A 20,490-nucleotide genomic window follows, 5' to 3' on the forward strand; every position below is an offset into this window, starting at 1 on the left:
GAGATCGTGTGTCTGTCAGCTTGGCCAAGGGCGGAAATGTCTCGCTGTCCAAACAGGCCCCGAATCTGACCAAGGTCGCGGTGGCGCTGGGCTGGGACGTGCGCACCACCACCGGCGCCGACTATGACCTCGACGCCAGCGCCCTGGCCTGTGGATCCAACCAGCGGGTGCTGTCGGACGCGCACTTCATCTTCTACAACAACCTGCGCTCCCCCGAAGGCACCATCGAGCACACCGGTGACAACCTCACCGGCGCGGGCGACGGCGACGACGAGGTGATCAATGTCGACCTGGCCGCCATGCCGCCGAGCATCACCAATATCTTCTTCCCCGTCTCCATCCACGAGGCCGACGTCCGCCGTCAGTCCTTCGGCCAGGTGCGCAACGCCTACATCCGCGTCATCGACGCGGTCACCAGCGCCGAACTGGCCCGCTTCGACCTCACCGAGGACGCCTCCACCGAAACCGCCATGGTCTTCGGCGAGCTCTACCGGCACGGCCCCGAGTGGAAGTTCCGCGCCATCGGCCAGGGCTACGCCTCCGGCCTGGCCGGCATCGCCCGCGACTATGGCGTGAACGTATGATCGTCGCCTTCTCGGTGACACCCATGGGCGTCGGCGCGGACGTGGGCCGCGCCGTCGCCGAGGCCGTGCGCATCGTGCGCGCCAGCGGCCTCCCCAACGAGACCAACTCCATGTTCACCACCCTCGAGGGTGAGTGGGACGAGGTCATGGCCGTGATCAAACAGGCCACCGAGGCCATCACCGCGGTCGCCCCGCGCTGCAGCCTCGTCCTCAAAGCCGACATCCGCCCGGGCGTCACCGGCGCGATGACGGCCAAGGTCGACACCGTCGAGCGGTATCTCGCCGAGGACTGATCCGGTCGGGGGACGCCGCGGCTCCGGTCAGGAGATGCGCTGGCGGAGCCAGGCGGGGATCTCGTCGCCGGCTCGCGGGTAGGTGGCGAGTTCGCGGCGGCATTCGTCGGGCTCGGGGATGGGGAGCCAGTCGGGGATTTCCTTGAAGGACAAGGTGAACTGGGCCTTGGTGGAGTCGGCGCGGAGCAGGACCTGGCCGCTGAGCCAGGTGCCGGTCATCTGGTCGTAGCAGACTTCCTTGAGGCGGTTGAGCAGCATGAGCACTTCCTCGGAGGGTTGTAGCTCCTCGGAGGGGACTCCGGACTCGGGGACCTCGGGGACGGGGGTGCCGGACAGCTCCAGCTGCAGTCCCGCGTGGCCGTCGTCGCCGACCAGGGAGAACCACAGCACCGCGAGGGTCCAGCCGGTGGGTAGCTCATCGGTGAGGGCGCTGACCAGGGCGCTCTCCACCATGTCGCGATCAGCCGAGCGGGGCGTGGCGGGCGGCTCGGGAGCGGCGCCCGGGGCGGCCTCGACGGTTCGAATCACCAGGCCCGGACAGTGATCGCGCATGACCTCCACGACCGCGGGCACCGGCACGGGCAGGCGTTCGGACACGATGTAGAGCGGGCGGTCGACCTGGCGGCGGGCGATCACATCGCCCAGCGCCCGCACCCGATGCCGGAATTCCTCCGGATCACGCAGCACCACTTCGGCGAAGAGCTCCGTGCGGCCGCCCTTGCGTAATCGGCCGACGCCCAGCCGGATCCGCTCCACCTCGCTCCACGCCACGTGCGGGAACCCGCGATACGTGAAGCCGTGATCGTTGAGCAGCAGCGTCGGCTGCGGGCGGAACAGATCGTCGGCCATGGTGTAGACGCCGAAACCGAACACCGCCATGAGTAGCCCGGCCACGACCCGCATGACCGGATGTTCCGCGTCGTTGAACACCACGAAACCCGGTAGCACGGTCATCACCAGGAAGAACACCAACGCGACGATCGCACCCGTTCTCCGCGGGTAGTACTCGGTGATCGATTCGCGCCCCGAAGCATGCACCACCCCTGAGACGCTAGCCGAAACCGGCCCAGCGCAACACCGCCGTTATCGCCGGGCATCGCCTCCGCTATGCCGAATTTGCCAGGAATCACCGCGATTCCAGATCCGTCCGGCTGGCGCGTCAGCCGTGCGGCCAGTACCGATGCCAGTCCGCGGCGGTCAGCGCGTCGCGCGCGCCCCGATCGATCTCCGCGGCGTCCTCGGCGGCGCGCACCGCGGCGGCGAAGTCGAGAGTGGCCTTGCGCAGGCGTTCTTCGGCGCTGTCGGGCCCGCCCAGCTCGACCACCCGCAGGGCCGCCGGAATCAGCTCTTCCGGTAAACCCGCCTTGATGCCGCGGGACCGGACCTTCTCCGCCAGGGCCAGCGCGGGCTGCGCCATCGCGATTCCGTCGAGGCAGGAGCGCCGCGCCTTCTCGGCGGATTTCCGCTCCTCCCAAGCCCTTTCCTGCGCCGCGATCTTCTCCGCCACCGACGCGCCGGGCGCGGTGAACGCGTCGAGCGCGTCACTCAGGTGCGGGCTGCGGTGCACCAGCTTGGCGACCAGCGCCGCCGCCACCTCCGCGACCGTGAATTCCCCTGCGGCCTCGGCGATCCGGGAGTGGAACAGCACCTGCAACAGCAGATCGCCGAGCTCCTCCTTGATGGTCTCGGCGTCCTCGTCCTGGATGGCGTCGAGCAGTTCGTAGGTCTCCTCCAGCAGGTAGGGCCGCAGCGAATCATGGGTTTGCGTCACCTCCCAGCCGCCGAAGTTCCACAGCCGATCCATCACCTCGACGGCCTCGCCCAGCGCCTCGGTCATGCGCGCGGTCCCGGCCGCGGTCTCGGCGGCGACACCCTCCCCCGAGCTCATCGGTCGGCCATCACCTCGGCCGGAACCCGGACATCCACCGCGCCGGGCGCCTTGCCGTCCAGGGCCAGCAGCAGATCGGCCACGAACTGCAGCACCTGGACATCGCGGACCCGGGCCGCGCCGACGCTGTCCTCCACTCGCGGCAGCGGCAGCTGCACGATGCCGGTGGCCGCGCGGTAGGTGGCGTTCGGGTAGAGCCGCTTGAGTCGCAGCTGCTTCGAATCCGGCAGTTGCAGCGGCGACACCTTCACCGTGGTCCCGGTGACTCCGATCTCGGCGATCGAGTAGGTGCGGGCCAGCAACCGCAGCTTGGCCACCGACACCAGGCGGCCCACCTCCACCGGCAGCGGCCCGTACCGGTCCACCAGCTCCTCGACCACCGCCGACAGCCCCGAATCGTCCTGGGCGGCGGCGAGTTTGCGGTACGCCTCCAGGCGCAGGCGATCGGAGGTGATGTAGTCCGGCGGAATGTGCGCGTCCACCGGCAGGTCGATGCGCACCTCCTTGACCTCCTCGTCCACCGAGATCGGGCGGCCGTCGGCGGCGGCGCGATACGCCTCCACCGCCTCCCCGACCAGGCGCACGTAGAGGTCGAAGCCGACGCCCGCGACATGGCCGGACTGTTCGGCGCCCAGCACGTTGCCCGCGCCGCGAATCTCCAGGTCCTTCATGGCCACCGCCATGCCCGCGCCCAGATCCGAGTTCTGCGAGATGGTGGCGAGCCGGTCGTAGGCGGTCTCGGTGAGCGGCTTCTCCGGCGGGTACAGGAAGTAGGCGTACCCGCGTTCCCGGGACCGGCCGACGCGGCCGCGCAACTGGTGCAGCTGCGAAAGGCCCAGGGCGTCGGCGCGTTCCACCAGCAGGGTGTTGGCGTTGGAGATGTCCAGACCGGTCTCGATGATGGTGGTGCACACCAGCACATCGAATTCCCGCTCCCAGAAGCCCTGCACGGTCTTCTCGAGCATGTCCTCATTCATCTGCCCGTGCGCGACCACCACCCGGGCCTCCGGCACCAGATCGCGAATCTTCTTGGCCGCCTTGTCGATCGACGACACCCGGTTGTGGACGTAGAACACCTGGCCGTCGCGCAGCAGTTCACGGCGGATGGCCGCGGCCACCTGCTTGTCGTTGTAGGCGCCGACATAGGTGAGGACGGGATGCCGTTCCTCGGGCGGGGTGAGGATGGTCGACATCTCACGGATGCCCGCCAGCGACATTTCCAGGGTGCGCGGAATCGGCGTCGCGGACATGGTCAGCACGTCCACGTGCGTGCGCAGCGCCTTGATGTGCTCCTTGTGCTCGACGCCGAAACGCTGCTCCTCGTCGACGATGACCAGACCGAGATCCTTCCAGCGCACCCCCGTCTGCAACAGCCGATGCGTGCCCACCACGATGTCGACATCCTTGGTGGTCATGCCCTCCAGGATCTCTCGCGATTCGGCGGCGTCGGTGAACCGGGACAGGCCCTTCACCACCACCGGGAATCCGGCCATCCGCTCGGTGAAGGTCTGCAGATGCTGCTGCGCCAGCAGCGTGGTCGGCACCAGCACCGCCACCTGCTTGCCGTCCTGCACCGCCTTGAAGGCCGCGCGCACCGCGATCTCGGTCTTGCCGTAACCGACATCACCACAGATGACGCGGTCCATCGGGACCGCCTTCTCCATATCGGACTTCACCTCGGCGATGGCCGAGAGCTGGTCGATGGTCTCGGTGAACGCGAACGCGTCCTCCATCTCCTGCTGCCACGGGGTATCCGGGGCGAAGGCGTGACCGGGCGCGGCCTGGCGGGCGGCGTAGAGCTGCACCAGCTCGGTGGCGATCTCGCGAACCGCCTTGCGCGCCTTGCGTTTGGTATTGGCCCAGTCCGAACCGCCCAGCTTGGACAGCGACGGCATCTCGCCGCCGACATAGCGGGACAGCTGGTCGAGGGAGTCCATCGGCACGAACAGCCGGTCGCCGGGCTGGCCGCGCTTGCCGGGCGCGTATTCGATGACCAGGTACTCGCGGCGCGCGCCGCCGATGGTGCGCTCGATCATCTCCACGAAGCGGCCGATGCCGTGCTGATCGTGCACCACCATGTCGCCCGCGGTCAGGGCCAGCGGATCGACCTGGTTGCGGCGGCGGGCGGGCAGCTTCTTGCCCTCACCGGGCGCGGTGACCCGGTTGCCGGTGAGGTCGGATTCGGCGATCACCACCAGCTTGGCGTCGTCGAACACCACGCCGTCGTGCAGGGAACCGCACAGCACGCCGACCAGGCCGCGGACCGGTTCGGCCCCGGCGTCGAGGGCCGCCGCCGGCACCTCGGCGTCGGCGAGGCGTTCCAGAATGCGTTGCGCCGTACCGTGTCCCGCCACCACGATGACCGCGCGGCCGCCGGTGGCGACATGCGCGCGCAGCGAGGCGAAGATGGTGGCGACCAGTTCCTCCGAACCGCGCGCGGAGGCGGCGGCCTGCACCGGCAGCACGATCTCGTCGGGAGCGTCGGCGGCCAGCGGGCTCAGCGTCCACCACGGCAGGTCGCGGCGGTCGGCGTCGGCGCGCACCACGTCCAGGCCGCGATAGCCGGAGGCGGCCAGGTCCAGGCCGTGCGCGCCCAGCGGCGCCGCCCCGCCGAAGGAGGCGGCCGTCCACGACGCCTCCAGGAATTCCTGCCCGGTGCGCACCAGGTCCGCGGCCCGGGTGCGGACCTTCTCCGGATCACACAGCAGCACATGGGTTTCCGCGGGCAGCGCGTCCACCAGCAGTTGAAGTTCACCCGGCTGCAGCACCGGCAGCAGCGCCTCCATGCCCTCCACCGGGATGCCCTCGGCGATCTTCTCCAGCATCTCCACCAGCGCGGCGTCGGCCGGATTGTCGGCCGCCACCTGGGCGGCACGCTCGCGCAGGGCGTCGGTCAGCAGCAGCTCGCGGCACGGCGGCGCGACCACCAGATCGATCGGCACCTCGTGAATGGAACGCTGGTCCTGCACCGAGAAGGCACGCAGCTCGGAGACCTCGTCACCCCAGAACTCCACGCGCACCGGATGATCCGCGGTGGGCGGGAACAGGTCCAGAATGCCGCCGCGGACCGCGAATTCGCCACGCTTGCCGACCATGTCGACCCGCTCGTAGGCGAATTCCACCAGCCGCGTGAGCAATTCGTCGAAGTCGAATTCGGCGCCGGGCCGCAGCACGATCGGCTCGATCTCCCCCAGCCCCGCCGCCATCGGCTGCATGAGTGAGCGCACCGTGGTCACCACCACCCGCAGCGGCCCGGTCACCCCCGGATCCTCCGGATGCGCCAGCCGTCGCAACACCTGCATCCGCCGCCCCACGGTGTCCGCGCCCGGCGAGAGCCGCTCGTGCGGCAGCGTCTCCCACGACGGGAACAGCGCGACCGTATCGCCCAGGATCTCGGTCAGCTCGGCGGTCAGATCATCGGCCTCGCGCCCGGTGGCCGTCACCACCAGCAGCGGCCGCTGCCCGGCGATGGTCGAGGCCACGAACGGCCGCACCGCCGACGGCGCGACCAGCCTGGCCTCGGCGCGCCCGATCAGGCTCGCGACCTGCGTCAACGCGGCGTCGGCACCGGCCACCGCAGCAAGTCCCGACAGAGGCGGACGATCGGTGGTCATGCGAAGACTCCTCGGCGCAGATCAGCGTTTCAGACGGCCAACCGAGTCTAGTGGCGCGCGCTGACAACCCACGATGCGCCCAGCCACACACCACCCACCGGTTCGCGGCCCGCCCCGGTCTGGACTGACGGAGCGGAGGAGCGAAGCGGAGGAGCGGAGGAGGGAAGACCGGGGTTACAAGGGCCGCGACCGCCTCTCTCCACCCTGCGGCTTGCCCGGAGCGAAGCGGAGGGCAAATGTCACTGCACGTAGCGGCGGAGGCGGCGGGCGGCGAACTCGCGGAAGTAGGCGACCTTCTCCTGGGGGACGATCGAGGGCAGGAGGAAGTACCAGGCGCGTTCCATGCGGGTGGCCATCTGGTCGATGGACTCGGTGCTGACCGCGACGATGTGGACGCCGGTGGTCATCTCCTGCAGGAGCATGCCGATGGTGTCGGGGTCGAGGTCGGGCTCGAGGTCGCCCTGGGTGATGGCGCGTTCGGCGAGCAAACGGTGCGTCTCACCCCAGGTCTTGGCGATGTTGTCGCCCGTCGCGCCGCGGTAGTCGCCGATCTGGTGGGTGAGTTTGAGCATCGCGCCGACCATGGGGTCGTTCATGGTGAGATCGGCGACCACGTAGGTGATCCCGATGCACGCCTCCAGCGCGGGCACCCGCGGATCGAAGAAACCCTGGCATGCGCTGATCAGTCGCTCGTTGCCCTGATCGACGACCGCGCGCGCCAGTTCTTCCTTGGAGCCGAAGTGAAAGTACAAGGCGCCCTTGGTCACATTCGACTGCGCGATGATCTCGGACAGGGACGCGTTCGCGTAGCCCAGTCGCAGAAAGACATCGGCAGCGCCCGCGAGCACGGAATCGCGAGTGATCTCCGCACGCGCTTGCCTAGCCATCAGATCCGCCCGTCATCAAACCAGCCATCCTGAAGTAGACCGCCATCCCGAAGTTGACCGACATCACAGTTCGAACAGCACTCGAAGGATGGGTGAACCGTACCACCCGGCTGCGTGCTGCCAGCCGATTCGAGCATTCGACCCGTCCTCCTTCGCAATTCGCTGGTTAACTGTCCAGTTCTGTCCGGTTACGACAGACATATCAGACCAAAATTCAGACCGCAGGGTTCTATAACCCCTTGCCGCTCGGCCATTCCGACGCCAGCTTCGGCTCCGCCTCCAAATGCGTGAGCCCGTTCCAGCACAGATTCACCAGGTGCGCGGCCACCACTTCCTTCGACGGCTGGCGCTCGTCCAGCCACCAGGTCGCCGCCGTCGCAACCATTCCCACCAGAGCCTGCCCGTACAGCGTCGCCAGATTCGGATCCAGGCCGCGACGTTCGAAATCCCCGGCGAGAATATGGGCCACCTGATTCACGGCCTCGTTGAGCAGACTCGAATAGGTGCCCTCGGCCGCCGACACCGGCTGATCCCGCATCAGGATCCGGAAGCCGTCGGTGCGCTCCTCCATATAGGTGAGCAACGCCAGCGCCACCTGCTCGAGCCGCACCCGCGAACGGTTCTGGGTGAGCGAGGAGGTGATCATCTCGAGCAGCGTCGACATCTCCCGGTCGACCACGACGGCGTAGAGGCCCTCCTTGCCGCCGAAGTGCTCGTACACCACCGGTTTCGAGACCTGCGCCCGCGCCGCGATCTCCTCGATCGAGGTGGCGTCGTAGCCGCGCTCGGCGAACAGCGCCCGCCCGATCTCGATGAGCTGCTGACGGCGCTGGGTGCCGGTCATGCGCGCCCGCGCCGGCCGCTGCCCTTCCGTCATGCGCTCACCTGCCCCTTTCACCCTGCCCGCGAGCGCCTTTGCAAGGTCGCGCGGCCCGCGCCCACCGCGGTTCGGTAGGTAGCCTATCGACTGACACGTTCGACACTGTGTAAGCGGTTCGACGTAGAGGCGTACTTCATGCGAGGATCAGACCCGCATGACGCTGCAATCCGCCGTGGTGTAATGGCAGCACAACTGATTTTGGTTCAGTTTGTCCAGGTTCGAGTCCTGGCGGCGGAGCTCGCGCGCAGGGTCGCTATGGTTGGCCCCGCACAACCTGACTCAGCACACGATGACTGGCAGCCGAGGGAGATCCATGCCACAGGAGACCGCCGTCGTCGTTCTCGCCGCCGGAGCCGGAACCCGAATGCGGTCCAAGACACCCAAGGTGTTGCACCCGCTGGCCGGCCGGAGCATGCTCGCGCACGCGTTGCATGCCGCGCACGAGATCGACCCGACGTCGCTCATCACCGTGATCGGTCACGACCGCGAACAGGTCGGCGACGCGGTCGGCAAGGTGGGAGCGGAACTGGGCCGCCCGATCACGCTGGCGGTGCAGAACGAGCAGCGCGGCACCGGCCACGCCGTGCAGTGCGCGCTCACCTCGCTGCCCGAGGATTTCGCGGGCGACGTGCTCGTCACCTACGCCGACGTGCCGCTGCTGGACGGGCACACCCTGCACGCGCTGCTCGACGAGCACCGCAGCTACTCCGACGGATCCGCCGTCACCGTACTGACTTTCGAGCCCGAGGACCCGAACGGCTACGGCCGCATCGTGCGCGATGCGCAGGGCCGGGTGATGGAGATCGTCGAGCACGCCGACGCCACCCCGGAGCAGGCCGCGATCACCGAGGTCAACTCCGGCGTCTACGTCTTCGACGCGGCCGTGCTGCGAATCATGATCTCGCGCATCGACACCGCCAACGCCCGCCACGAGCTGTACCTGACCGACGTGCTCAAGCTGGCCCGCGAGGCCGGGCACCCGGTGCACGGCGCGCGGCTGGTCGATTCCGCCAAGGTCACCGGCGTGAACGACCGGGTGCAGCTGGCCGGTGCGGCCAAGACGCTGAACCGCTACATCCTGGAGCGGCACATGCGCGCCGGGGTCACCATCATCGATCCGGGCAGCACCTGGATCGACGGCAATGTGGTGATCGGCCGCGACACCGTCATCCGCCCGGGCGTACAGCTGTTGGGCGACACCGTGATCGGCGAGGACACCGAGATCGGCCCGGACTGCACGCTCACCGACGTCACCGTCGGCGACCGCGCCAAGGTGGTCCGCACCCACGGCGAGAAGTCGAGCATCGGCGCGGGCGCGAACGTCGGCCCCTTCGCCTACCTGCGGCCCGGCACCTCGCTCGGCGAGGAGGGCAAGATCGGCGGCTTCGTCGAGACCAAGAACGCCACCATCGGCGCGCACTCCAAGGTCCCGCATCTGACCTACGTGGGCGACGCCACCATCGGCGAGTACAGCAATATCGGCGCATCCAGCGTGTTCGTGAATTACGACGGCGTCAAGAAGCACCACACCACGGTCGGCTCGCATGTGCGGACCGGTAGCGACACCATGTTCGTCGCACCGGTCACCGTGGGTGACGGCGCGTACTCGGCGGCGGGTACTGTACTGCGCAGAAACGTTCCTCCGGGGGCGCTCGCGGTATCGGGTGGAGCACAGCGCAATCTCGAGGGCTGGGTGCAGCGCAATCGCCCCGGTACCGATGCCGCCCGCGCGGCCGAAGCGGCTCTCGCTTCGAACCCGGAGGACGCGGGAACCACCGAGAAAACCAACGAGCAAAAGGATGGCGAACGTCAGTGACCGCGTTCTCTACCGATAACCAGAAGAATCTGATGCTGTTCTCGGGACGCGCTCATCCCGAGCTCGCCGAGGCGGTGGCGAAGGAACTCAACGTCCACGTCACCCCCCAGACCGCTCGTGATTTCGCGAACGGCGAGACCTTCGTCCGGTTCGAGGAATCGGTCCGCGGCTCCGACGCCTTCGTGCTGCAGAGCTTCCCGGCCCCGCTGAACCAGTGGGTCATGGAGCACCTGATCATGATCGACGCGCTCAAGCGTGGTTCGGCCAAGCGCATCACCTCGGTGCTGCCGTTCTACCCCTACGCCCGCCAGGACAAGAAGCACCGCGGCCGCGAGCCCATCTCGGCCCGCCTGATCGCCGACCTGCTCAAGACCGCGGGCGCGGACCGGATCATCACCATCGACCTGCACACCGATCAGATCCAGGGCTTCTTCGACGGCCCGGTCGATCACATGCACGCGCAGGTGCAGCTGGCCGAGCACATCCGCAACAACTACGACCTGTCCAACATCACGGTCGTCTCCCCCGACGCCGGCCGCGTGAAGGTCGCCGAGAAGTGGGCCAACTCGCTGGCGGACGCGCCGATGGCGTTCATCCACAAGACCCGCGACCCGCTGGTCCCCAACCAGACCGTGTCCAACCGCGTGGTCGGTGAGGTCGAGGGCCGCACCTGCATCCTGATCGACGACATGATCGACACCGGTGGCACCATCGCCGGCGCGGTCAAGGTGCTCAAGGAGGCCGGCGCGGGCGATGTGGTCATCGCCGCCACCCACGGCATCCTGTCCGCCCCGGCCGCCGAGCGTCTCGCCAACTGCGGGGCCAAGGAGGTCGTGGTCACCAACACGCTGCCGATCGACGAGTCCAAGAAGTTCCCGACCCTGACCGTTCTGTCGATCGCGCCGCTGCTGGCGCAGACCATCCGCGAGGTCTTCGAGAACGGCTCGGTCACCGGCCTTTTCAACGGCAACGCCTGACCGGAACTCCGGTAGGCCGGGCCCCGGCCCGAACCATCGCCACGAAGCGCCCTTCCCCGTTCCGCGGGGCGGGGCGCTTTCTGCGTGAAATGGGGTCGACAAGCGTGTCCGTTTCGGCTGGTAGGCGGTAGCGTTGGATCGGATGTACGGGTTGCTACTGGTGCGCTGACAGCGCGGAGAGGTGGTGCCGCATGGCCGACCGGCCCGACGAGGACGACGCCCGGCTGATGGACGAGGTCTTCGACACCGATCAGGTCTTCGACAGCGATGTCGACAACCTCGACTACGACCTCGGCGACGACGACCAGGAAGACGAGATCCGCGAGTACCAGCGCTACATCGCCGATCCGCCCACCGACCTGGTCATCCGCAACCGCGAGAACGACGACGACGGCCGGCTCGGCATCAGCGACGAACTCGACCAGGAGTGGACCCGCCGCCGCCGGCGCGAGGAATTCGTGATCGAGGACAACCGGCCCGCCGAAGTCGCCGCCATGGACATCGTCGAGGAGCTCGAGGACTGACCTCGTCGAGGACCGGGCCGGGCGCGCCCGGCTCCTGGCCATCACGGACACTCGACCCATGACCGCGTTCACCGGATTCCCGCTCGCCGGACTCGACTTCTACGAAGACCTGGAAGCCGACAATTCCAAGGCCTTCTGGACCGCCCACAAGACCGTGTGGGAGCAGTCGGTCCGGGATCCGATGAAGGCCCTGGTCGCCGATCTGGAACCGGACTTCGGCACGGCCAAGATCTTCCGGCCCTACCGCGACGTGCGCTTCGCGAAGGACAAGTCGCCGTACAAGAACCATCAGGGCGCGGTGGTCTACAGCGCCCAGTACTCCGGTTGGTACGTGCAGATCGGCGCGGGCGGGCTGCGGGTGGCGGGCGGCATGTACGCCGCCGAGGCCGCCCAGCTCACCGCGCTGCGCACCGCCATCGACGACGAGGTGCGCGGCGCCGAACTGGAGGCGCTGATCGCCCGGCTCGTCGCCGACGGCTACGCCATCGGCGGGGACAAACTGGCCACCAAGCCCAAGGGCTACGACATCGACCATCCGCGCATCGATCTGCTGCGGCACAAATCCCTCACCGCCGGAAAGGATTTCGGTGCGCCGAAGTGGCTGACCACCCCGCGCGCCGCCCGGGAGGTCCGGGCGGCGTGGGAGCAGTTGCGGCCGCTCATCGAATGGCTGGCCGCGGTGACCGCGCAGAAGTAGCGCGCGGCCGGCCTCCGGAACCGCGATGGCTCCGAAACCGCCTGCGGCTAGCGGCGTTCCGCGAGCACCAGGGCGAACCGGCGGTCCGGGTCGGTCCACAGGTGCTCGGGGGTGAAACCGGCGGCGTTCAGCTCGCGGTCGAGCACCTCGGGACGGAATTTCGCCGAGATCTCGGTGCGCAGCTGCTCGCCCGCCGCGAAATCGACGGTGAGGCCGAGTTCGGGAATGCGGACGGTCATGGCCTCGGTGGCCTCGAGCCGCATCTCGATCCACTCGTTCTCGGCGTCCCACAGCGCGACGTGGGCGAACTTCTCCGGCACGAAGTCCGCGCCCAGGCGGGCGTTGAGGACATGCAGCACATTGCGATTGAACTCCGCGGTGACCCCGGCGGCATCGTCGTAGGCGGGGACCAGCACCGCCGGATCGATGACCAGGCCCGCGCCGAGCAGCAGCTGCTCGCCGGGTTCGAGCACATCCCGGATGCCCGCGAGGAATTCGGCGCGCTCGGCCGGAACCAGATTGCCGATGGTGCCGCCCAGGAACGCGACCATGCGCCGGCCGCCACCGGGCAGATTGTCCAGGGTGGCGGTGAAGTCACTGACCACGCCGTGCACGCCCAGCCCCGGGAACTCCGCCGCCACCTCGTCCGTGGCCATGCGCAGCGCCGAGACCGAGACATCCTGGGGCACATAGCTCTTCAACGGACCGGCCGCGGTGAGCGCGTTCAACAGCAGCCGGGTCTTGGCCGCCGAACCCGCGCCGAGCTCGACCAGCACCTCGGCCCCGGCGATCCGGGCGATCTCCCCGACCACCCGTTCCAGCAGCGCCCGCTCGGTGCGAGTCGGGTAGTACTCCGGCAGTTCGGTGATCTTCTCGAACAGCTCGCTGCCGCGCGCGTCGTAGAACCACTTGGGCGGCAGCCACTTCGGATCCGCCGTCAGCCCCTGCCGGACGTCCGCGCGCAACGCGGCCGTCAAATCCTCGTCGGTCAGATGGATCTCCACCGTCGCCCCAGTCATGAATCAACCCTTCCGATCTCGATATCCAGTGGTTCCACCGACACTTCGCCGACGCGGACCCGGACCAGCCGCCGATCATCGATCGGCCGCCAGCGCGGATCGTCGTCGAACGGCTCCGACGCCACCACCACGAAGCCCTCGCCCGGCAGCACCGACAACGCGTGATGCCACGTCGTCGCCCACACTCCGGACCCGTTCCCCAGCAGCAGGTTCAAGCGCGCCCGCGGCGATCGCTCCAGGACCGCGGCCATGACCCGCCGCAACACCTGTCCCGGTTCCGCGCCGTCCGCGAGCAACCGGTGCAGGATCACCCAGAGCACCCCGGAATCGGTCAGCGCCTCCGCGTCGAGCAGGGAGCCCGAACCGAATTCGGCGGCGACGGCGGTCAATACGGCGCGCCAGTCGGGAATCGCGCCGTTGTGGCTGAAGGCCCAGCGGCCGTGGACGAACGGCGCACACGCCGCCCGCTCGACCGGCATGCCCACGGTGGCGGACCGGATCGCGGCCAGCACCGCCGTCGAACGGATCTGCGGCAGCACCTCGTCCACGGCCGGATCGGTCCACATCGGGACCTGATTGCGGTAGCGGCTGACCACCGGATCGGTGGTCGGCGCAGGCTTGCCCGCGGGATCGCCGGTCGCGCCACCGTGCCAGATGACGCCCGGCCCGTGGTCGAGCGCCGCGGCGTCGGGGTGATGCCACCAGGCGACGCCGAAGCCGTCGGCGTTGATGATGCCGCCGCCGCGCATCTCCCGCGGGGCCCAGGACTGCGTCCGCAGCGAGTGCGGGCCCTGGGTGAGCAGGGCGCCGACCGGGGTCGGCGGGCCCAGATAGGCCAGATGACGGCACATCAGCGCTCGTCCGATCGCAGGTCGCGGGCCAGCCGGAAGCCGGAGAAGATCTGACGGCGGATGGGGTGGTCCCAGTTGCGGAAGGTGCCGCGGCAGGCGACCTGGTCCGCACCGAAGGAGCCGCCGCGCAGCATCTTGTAGTCGCCGCCGAAGAAGACCTCGGAGTATTCGCGATACGGGAACGCCCGGAAGCCCGGGTACGCCTCGAAACCCGAGGACGTCCACTCCCACACATCACCGATCAGCTGATGGACGCCGGCCGGCGACGCGCCTTCCGGATACGCCCCGACGTCGGCCGGTTCCAGGTGGTGCTGACCGAGATTCGCCAGCGCCTCGGTGGGATCGCCATCGCCCCAAGGGAATCGGCGCGAGCGCCCGGTACTCGCGTCGAAACGCGCGGCCTTCTCCCATTCCGCCTCGGTGGGCAGGCGCTTCCCGGCCCACCGGGCGTACGCGTCGGCCTCGAACCAGCACACATGCACCACCGGCTGCCGCGCCCGCAGCGGCTGCATGACCCCGAAAACCCGCCGCCACCACCGTCCGCCGCCGTCCTGCTCCCAGAACTGCGGCGCGCGCAGCCCGGCCTGGACCCGGTGCGCCCACCCGCGCTCGGACCACAGTTCGGGCCGCTCGTACCCGCCGTCGTCGACGAAGGCCAGGTACTGCTCGTTGGTGATCGGCGCGGCGTCGATGGCGAAACCGTCCACGTGGACCGGGTGCGCGGGCCGTTCGTTGTCCAGCGCCCACGGGTCGGTGTCGGTGCCCATGGTGAATTCGCCTGCGGGAATGACGACTTCACCGGTGACTGCCACCCGGGCGGCGGGCGTGGGCGGCGCGGACAGCACCGCCTCGCCGACCCGCAACTGATGGGTGGCCAGCATGGTCTCGTCGTGCTGCTGCTCGTGCTGGGCGATCATGCCGAAGGCGAACCCGTCCCGCACCAGATCGGTGCCGCGTAACGGGCTGCGGTCCAGCACATCCCACACCTTGTCGCGCACGGTGCCGACATAGTCGCGGGCCTGGGCGGGATCCAGCAGCGGCAACGCGGGCCGATCCGCGCGGGCGTGCTTGAACGCGTCGTAGAGGTGGTCGATGTCCTGCCGCACCGGTTCGCGCCCGCCCACATCGCGCACCAGCCACAGCTCTTCCTGATTGCCGATATGCGCCAGATCCCACACCAGCGGGCTCATCAGCCGCGAATGCTGCGCCACCAGCTCGGCCTCGTCGAGGCACTCGGTCAGCCCGATGGTCCGCCGCCGCGCCCGCTCGAGCGACGCGGCGATCCGCCCGCGCAGGGCTTCGGTCTCGGCACGGTCCGATCCGGGCAGATGCTGAACGGTCATGAGAGAACTCCCGATTCGAGAATGAGACGCGCCGGGCGGGCCTGCGCCACGGGCCGGGCCGATCGAGGTCGGGATGTCATGCCCCGCCTCCGAATTCGGCCGCGGTGGGCATCTCACCGCGGCGACATCGATCCGCGGCGGCGGCCGATTCCGCGGCGGCCCCGGAGGTCTCGGCGTGTGCGGTCGCCAGCTCCAGCAGCGCGACGGCGGTGGCGCGCAGCTCGGGATCGGCCAGGCCGTGGCGCGCGGACTCCGACCAGGCCCGCGCCGTGGGCTCCGCCAGAGCCGTTGCCTCCTTGATGGTCTCGGCCGACGACAGCAGCGCGCCGAAGACCTGGACCGGCACCGTCCAGCCGTCCCCGGGCTGCGCGTCGAGGTAGCGGACCTCGAGGTGTCCCGCCGCGCGGACCGGCGGGAACAACGTCGTGAGGTGATAGTCCAGATCCGACCGGTCGGGGCGACGACCGATCTCGTCATCGAGCGCTCCGCACAACCAGTCCGCGAAGGTCGCCCCCGGCGGCGCGCACCAGTCGGCCTGGGTCCCGGCGGAACCAGGGGCACCGGCGGCGGAGTCGGGGCGTACGCACAGCAGGGGCACGTCCAGCGCCCATCGGGCGTAGCCGGTGATGGGGTCGGCCCAGTCGTGCACGGGCGGGCGGGTGCGGAGCTGGTCGAGGCGCTGCCAGGCCCGCATGCGCTGGGAGGCCCAGGCGCCGGGCGGGGCCGTGTGCAGGCCGGGTGAGCAGGCGAAGGCCGCCAGCAGGGCGGGGCCCACGTCGTACAGCAGCCGCCAGCGGGCGGCGATCTCGGCGGGATCCGCGCCCGCGTCCACGCTGACCTGGGTGGCGGCGGTATTGCACATCATGAGCGCCCCGAACGGGCCCAGTCCGGCGAAGGACCGTTCCATGGCCCGGTAACGCGGCAGCTGCAGGACGCGCTGGGGCACCCGGACGGCGTCGGCGGCGCCGGAAATGGTTCGGATACCGCGGGATTCGAGCAGCTCCCGCAGGCTGGTCGTGTCTGCCCGCAAGCGCTCGCACAGTTCGGTGGCGGTGCCGAACGGGGCACTGGACAGTTCGATCTGACCGCCGGGTTCGAGGGTGACCCGGCTGCCGCCCGGCAACGGATCGGCCGGGGAATCGGGGGAAATGGACCGTGGCGCGTACGGCCCGAGCGCGTCCGCCAGGACGGTGAGGTCCGGGCGGGAATTCGTCGCCGAAAGTTCACCTTGCGTGGTGAGCCACTCGAGTTCGGCGCCGATGAGCAGCGGTGGACCCTGTTTGAAACAGACTTTTCCGACATACGCCTCGGCGGCGGCGCGTGAGGTGAATTCGCCGCCGGGCTCGGAGACATTCAGGCCACTACGCAGCACATCGGCGGGTGACGCTGTGACAGCCATTGCCAACCTCCGTCTGATGCGTTCGCCGCTGGGGATCGGAACGGCGACCCAAACCAGAGTAGCGAGCCACTGTGACAAGAAATCTGACGAAAGGGAGAACGCGGCAAGCTATATGGTCGATTCCATGCTGGATATGGCTGGATTGCGGGCCGATACCCCCGGATGTGAAAACCAGGTATTTCTCGACAGTGCGGGCTCCTCGCTGCCGCCCCGGGCCGTCGTCGACGCCACCATCGCCCACCTGCGCCGGGAAGCGGAGATCGGCGGCTACCGCGCGGCCAACGAGCGCATCGATGACCTGTACGCCGTCAAGACCGCGATCGGCGAACTGATCAACGCCGACCCCGCCGCCCTGGCCCTCAGCGACAGCGCCAGCCGCTCCTGGAGCGACTTCTTCTACACCGTCCCGCTGGCCCCCGGCGACCGCATCCTGATCTCCGGCGCGGACTACGGCAGCAATGCCATCGCCGCCCTGCAGCGCGCCCGGCAGACCGGCGCGGTCGTCGAAGCCATCCCCAGCGACAGCAGCGGCCAGCTCGACCTGGACGCGCTCAGCGCCATGATGGACGAACGAGTGAAACTGGTATCGCTGGTTCATGTTCCGACCAACGGCGGCCTGGTGAACCCGGTCGCCGAGGCCACCCGCGTCGCGCACCGGTCCGGCGCGCTGGTGCTGCTGGACGCCTGCCAGTCCGCCGGTCAGCTGCCCCTCGACGTCGCGGCCCTGGATGTGGACGCGCTGTCCGCCACCGGCCGCAAATGGCTGCGCGGGCCGCGCGGCACCGGTTTCCTGTACGTACGACCAGAACTGGCGCTGAGCCTGGAACCCGGCCGCCTCGACCTGCACAGCGCCGAATGGACCGCTCCGGACGACTACGTGCTCACCCCCGACGCCGGGCGCTTCGAATTCTGGGAGCACTCCGTCGCCACCCGGCTGGGCCTGGGCGCGGCCGTGCGGTACCTGCTCGACCTGGGCCCGGCCGCCGTCTACGCCGCCATCGCCGAGCGCGCCGAGTATCTGCGCAAGGCGCTGGCCGAGATTCCGGGCGTGGATGTGCGCGACCGCGGCATCCAGCACGCGGGCATCGTGTCATTCACCCTGGACGGGCTGGAACCGATCCGGGTGCGCGACGCGCTGGCCGCGGAGTCGATCACCGTGACGGTGAGCCACCGCAGCTCCACCCTGCTGGATATGTCGGCGCGAGAACTGAACTCGGTGGTGCGCGCCTCCCCGCACTGCTTCGTGAGCTTCGAGGATCTGGACCGCTTCGCCGGGGCCGTGCGGGCGCTCGCGTAGATCCTCAGAACCTTCACATACCAGACCGGATCACCCGAAAACGGTTAACAGAGCGGCTCGAAAGCGGGATATTTGAATGCTGGTCCGGCATTCGAGGAGTGTTCTGCTTTGAGCCGCTTCACCGACGAAATGTATGCCACCGCCCGCGTTTCCCAGCGCGGACTGGTGACCGGAGAGCCCGACGCACCGCTGCGTCAGACATGGGCCGAGATCCACGACATCGCACGCCGCATGGCGGGCGGGCTGGCGGCCGCCGGCATCGGCCCCGGCGACGCCGTGGGCGTGCTGGCCGGGATGCCGGTCGATATCGCGCCCGCCTGCCAGGCGGCGTGGATGCGTGGCGCCTCGATCACCATGCTGCATCAGCCCACGCCGCGCACCGACCTTCAGGTGTGGGCCCACGACACCGAGACGGTGCTGGGCATGATCGAGGCGCGGGCGGTGATCCTGGGCGCGCCCTTCGAGATCGCGGAACCACTACTGCGCGAACGCGGTATCACCGTGGTGACCCTGGACGCCATGCGCGCGGGCGCGGCCATCGACCCGGTGCCCACCGGCGAGGACGATATCGCGCTGCAGCAGTTGACCTCCGGGTCGACGGGCTCGCCGAAGGCCGTGCGGATCACGCACGGCAACTTCTTCGTCAACGCCTACGCCATGTTCGACCGGGTGAAGTTCCAGCTCGACGACGACGTGATGATCAGCTGGCTGCCGCTGTTCCACGATATGGGGATGGTCGGATTCCTCAGCGTGCCCATGCAATTCGGCGCCGAGGTCGTATGCGTGACCCCGCTCGACTTCCTGGCCCGGCCCATCCTGTGGGCCGAGCTGATCTCGAAGTATCGCGGGACCGTCACCGCCGCACCGAATTTCGCGTACTCGCTGCTGGGCCGGCGATTACGCAACGCCGACGAGGGCTCGCTGGATCTGAGCAGCGTCCGCTACATGTGGAACGGCGCGGAACCCGTCGACGCCGACACCATGGAGGCGCTCGCCGAAGCCGGTCAGCGTTTCGGCCTCAACCCCGCGGCCCTCACCCCCGTCTACGGCATGGCCGAGACCACCCTCGCCGTCTCGATCCCGGACCCGGGACTCGGCCAGATCCTCGATGTCGTCGACGCCGATCTGCTCGAGGCCCTCGGCAAGGCGGTGCCGGTCCGCGACGCGGAACACCATCACGGGGGCGTCCGCCGCCTGCCCACCCTGGGCTACCTGGTCGACAATCTCGAGGGCCGGGTGGTCGACGCCGAGCGGCAGCCGCTGCCCGCCCGCAGCGTCGGCGTCATCGAATTACGCGGACCCGCGGTGACTTCCGGCTATGTCACCGTCGAGGGCTTCCGCCCCGCCCAGGACGCCGAGGGCTGGCTCGACACCGGCGATGTCGGCTACTTCACCGAGGAGGGCTACATCGTCGTCTGCGGCCGGATCAAGGACGTCATCATCATGGGCGGCCGCAATATCTATCCCACCGATATCGAGCGAGCGGCCTTGCGCGTCAAGGGTGTTCGCCCCGGCAACGCGGTGGCGGTCCGGCTGGACGCGGGCCAGAAGCGCGAGAGTTTCGCGGTGGTGGTGGAATCCAACGATCACCAGAACCCGGCGGAAGTACACCGTATCGAACACGAGATCGTGCACGCGGTGTTCTCGGAGGTCGGGGTGCGTCCGCGCAGCGTGACCGTGCTGGGCCCGGGCGCGCTGCCCAAGACCTCGTCCGGCAAACTGCGCCGTTCGGCCACCGCCACCAGCGTGTCCTGAGACGCGAAGCGCCCCGGGGCTCGAATCACCCTGGGGCGCAATGCGATCGGTGACGACTCGGTGCGATCGCCGAATCAGTGCAGCTGGTTCTGCGCGGTCTCCAGACCCACGCGCAGCAGCAGCTCGACCGCGTCCGCGGTCTGCTCGACGATCACCGGAACCTCTTTGCGTTCCGGCGCGGAGAATGGCTTCAGCACGTAATCCGCGGGATCCTGCCGGCCCGGCGGACGGCCGATGCCGAAGCGGACGCGCAGATAGTCCTTGGTGGTGAGGGCCTGCGAGATCGAACGCAGCCCATTGTGCCCGCCCTCGCCGCCGCCGCGCTTGAGGCGGATCTGGCCGAAGGGGAGGTCGAGTTCGTCGTGCACGACGATCACCTCGGTGGCGGGCACGGAGAAGAATTTGGCCAGCGCCGCGACGGGCCGCCCGGACAGGTTCATGTAGGTGCGCGGCTTGGCCAGCAGCACCTTGCGCCCGTCCAGGCGGGCCTCGAGCAGATCCGCGCCGGACTTCTTGTGCACGGTGAAACGACCGCCGACCCGCTCCGCGAGCAGATCGGCGACCATGAAACCGACATTGTGCCGGGTGCGCTCGTACTCGGATCCGGGGTTGCCCAGACCGACCACGAGCGCGGGCCCGGCTGCCGTCTCTGTCATGGAGAGAATG

18 protein-coding genes and 1 tRNA gene are annotated in these 20,490 nt (G+C 69.0%); 9 read left to right on the forward strand and 10 right to left on the reverse strand.

Annotated elements, in window-relative coordinates; translation table 11 throughout:
* Positions 1-8: 8 nt before the first annotated feature.
* Complete coding sequence (locus ACWELJ_RS02500) at positions 9-584, forward strand: TerD family protein (RefSeq protein ID WP_452364401.1); 576 nt, start codon at positions 9-11, stop codon at positions 582-584.
* On the forward strand, positions 581-877 hold the full coding sequence (locus tag ACWELJ_RS02505; protein WP_452364402.1) for an MTH1187 family thiamine-binding protein: 297 nt from the start codon (positions 581-583) through the stop codon (positions 875-877). Before ACWELJ_RS02500 ends, ACWELJ_RS02505 begins: the two co-directional genes overlap by 4 nt.
* A gap of 27 nt (positions 878-904) precedes the next feature.
* Here the strand turns inward: ACWELJ_RS02505 and ACWELJ_RS02510 are convergent, their stop codons facing one another.
* The 5 genes from ACWELJ_RS02510 to ACWELJ_RS02530 all read right to left on the reverse strand — a co-directional run bounded on the left by ACWELJ_RS02510 (position 905) and on the right by ACWELJ_RS02530 (position 8,143).
* Entirely contained in the window at positions 905-1,918 is a 1,014-nt protein-coding gene (locus tag ACWELJ_RS02510; RefSeq protein ID WP_452364403.1) for a hypothetical protein, read from the reverse strand.
* 118 nt (positions 1,919-2,036) lie between these two features.
* Positions 2,037-2,714 (reverse strand): MazG family protein, encoded by a 678-nt coding sequence (locus tag ACWELJ_RS02515; RefSeq protein ID WP_452364433.1) that lies wholly within the window; start codon positions 2,712-2,714, stop codon positions 2,037-2,039.
* A gap of 47 nt (positions 2,715-2,761) precedes the next feature.
* Positions 2,762-6,379, reverse strand: coding sequence for a transcription-repair coupling factor (mfd, locus tag ACWELJ_RS02520; protein WP_452364404.1), 3,618 nt, complete (start codon positions 6,377-6,379; stop codon positions 2,762-2,764).
* Positions 6,380-6,618: 239 nt separating this feature from the next.
* On the reverse strand, positions 6,619-7,266 hold the full coding sequence (locus ACWELJ_RS02525) for a TetR/AcrR family transcriptional regulator (protein WP_357280388.1): 648 nt from the start codon (positions 7,264-7,266) through the stop codon (positions 6,619-6,621).
* Between the two features lie 229 nt (positions 7,267-7,495).
* The gene (locus ACWELJ_RS02530; protein WP_452364405.1) at positions 7,496-8,143 is read right to left on the reverse strand and encodes a TetR/AcrR family transcriptional regulator; all 648 of its coding nucleotides are present in this window, start codon (positions 8,141-8,143) and stop codon (positions 7,496-7,498) included.
* A gap of 169 nt (positions 8,144-8,312) precedes the next feature.
* Here ACWELJ_RS02530 and ACWELJ_RS02535 point away from each other — a divergent pair.
* From ACWELJ_RS02535 to ACWELJ_RS02555, 5 genes are all read left to right on the forward strand, one after another.
* Positions 8,313-8,383, forward strand: a tRNA-Gln gene (locus ACWELJ_RS02535).
* A 76-nt stretch (positions 8,384-8,459) separates the two neighbouring features.
* Positions 8,460-9,962: a bifunctional UDP-N-acetylglucosamine diphosphorylase/glucosamine-1-phosphate N-acetyltransferase GlmU gene (glmU, locus tag ACWELJ_RS02540; protein ID WP_452364406.1), complete on the forward strand. Its 1,503-nt coding sequence runs from the start codon at positions 8,460-8,462 to the stop codon at positions 9,960-9,962.
* Positions 9,959-10,939 carry a ribose-phosphate diphosphokinase gene (locus ACWELJ_RS02545; RefSeq protein ID WP_328602486.1) on the forward strand — a complete coding sequence of 327 codons (981 nt, stop codon included), beginning with the start codon at positions 9,959-9,961 and terminating at the stop codon, positions 10,937-10,939. Before glmU ends, ACWELJ_RS02545 begins: the two co-directional genes overlap by 4 nt.
* 191 nt (positions 10,940-11,130) lie before the next feature.
* Positions 11,131-11,463, forward strand: coding sequence for a hypothetical protein (locus tag ACWELJ_RS02550; protein WP_452364407.1), 333 nt, complete (start codon positions 11,131-11,133; stop codon positions 11,461-11,463).
* A gap of 58 nt (positions 11,464-11,521) precedes the next feature.
* The gene (locus ACWELJ_RS02555; RefSeq protein WP_452364408.1) at positions 11,522-12,160 is read left to right on the forward strand and encodes a DUF2461 domain-containing protein; all 639 of its coding nucleotides are present in this window, start codon (positions 11,522-11,524) and stop codon (positions 12,158-12,160) included.
* 47 nt (positions 12,161-12,207) lie between these two features.
* Here the strand turns inward: ACWELJ_RS02555 and egtD are convergent, their stop codons facing one another.
* From egtD to egtA, 4 genes are all read right to left on the reverse strand, one after another.
* Positions 12,208-13,179 carry an L-histidine N(alpha)-methyltransferase gene (gene egtD / locus ACWELJ_RS02560; protein ID WP_452364409.1) on the reverse strand — a complete coding sequence of 324 codons (972 nt, stop codon included), beginning with the start codon at positions 13,177-13,179 and terminating at the stop codon, positions 12,208-12,210.
* Entirely contained in the window at positions 13,176-14,030 is an 855-nt protein-coding gene (locus ACWELJ_RS02565; protein WP_452364410.1) for a class II glutamine amidotransferase, read from the reverse strand. The genes egtD and ACWELJ_RS02565 overlap by 4 nt, the downstream gene beginning before the upstream one ends.
* Positions 14,030-15,373: an ergothioneine biosynthesis protein EgtB gene (gene egtB, locus ACWELJ_RS02570; RefSeq protein ID WP_452364411.1), complete on the reverse strand. Its 1,344-nt coding sequence runs from the start codon at positions 15,371-15,373 to the stop codon at positions 14,030-14,032. The genes ACWELJ_RS02565 and egtB overlap by 1 nt, the downstream gene beginning before the upstream one ends.
* A gap of 76 nt (positions 15,374-15,449) precedes the next feature.
* A complete protein-coding gene (gene egtA, locus ACWELJ_RS02575) occupies positions 15,450-16,772 on the reverse strand; it encodes an ergothioneine biosynthesis glutamate--cysteine ligase EgtA (protein WP_452364412.1) in 1,323 nt (440 codons plus the stop codon).
* Positions 16,773-16,896: 124 nt separating this feature from the next.
* On the opposite strand from egtA, the gene ACWELJ_RS02580 reads away from it, so the two are divergent.
* Both ACWELJ_RS02580 and ACWELJ_RS02585 read left to right on the forward strand, forming a co-directional pair.
* A complete protein-coding gene (locus ACWELJ_RS02580) occupies positions 16,897-18,069 on the forward strand; it encodes an aminotransferase class V-fold PLP-dependent enzyme (RefSeq protein ID WP_452364413.1) in 1,173 nt (390 codons plus the stop codon).
* Between the two features lie 108 nt (positions 18,070-18,177).
* Positions 18,178-19,824, forward strand: a complete 1,647-nt coding sequence (locus tag ACWELJ_RS02585) for a fatty acyl-AMP ligase (protein ID WP_452364414.1) — start codon at positions 18,178-18,180, stop codon at positions 19,822-19,824.
* A gap of 74 nt (positions 19,825-19,898) precedes the next feature.
* Here ACWELJ_RS02585 and pth read toward each other — a convergent pair whose 3' ends face one another.
* Positions 19,899-20,480 carry an aminoacyl-tRNA hydrolase gene (pth, locus tag ACWELJ_RS02590; protein ID WP_452364415.1) on the reverse strand — a complete coding sequence of 194 codons (582 nt, stop codon included), beginning with the start codon at positions 20,478-20,480 and terminating at the stop codon, positions 19,899-19,901.
* Between the last annotated feature and the right edge of the window lie 10 nt (positions 20,481-20,490).

The sequence above is a fragment of the Nocardia sp. NPDC004582 genome (genome assembly GCF_053602115.1).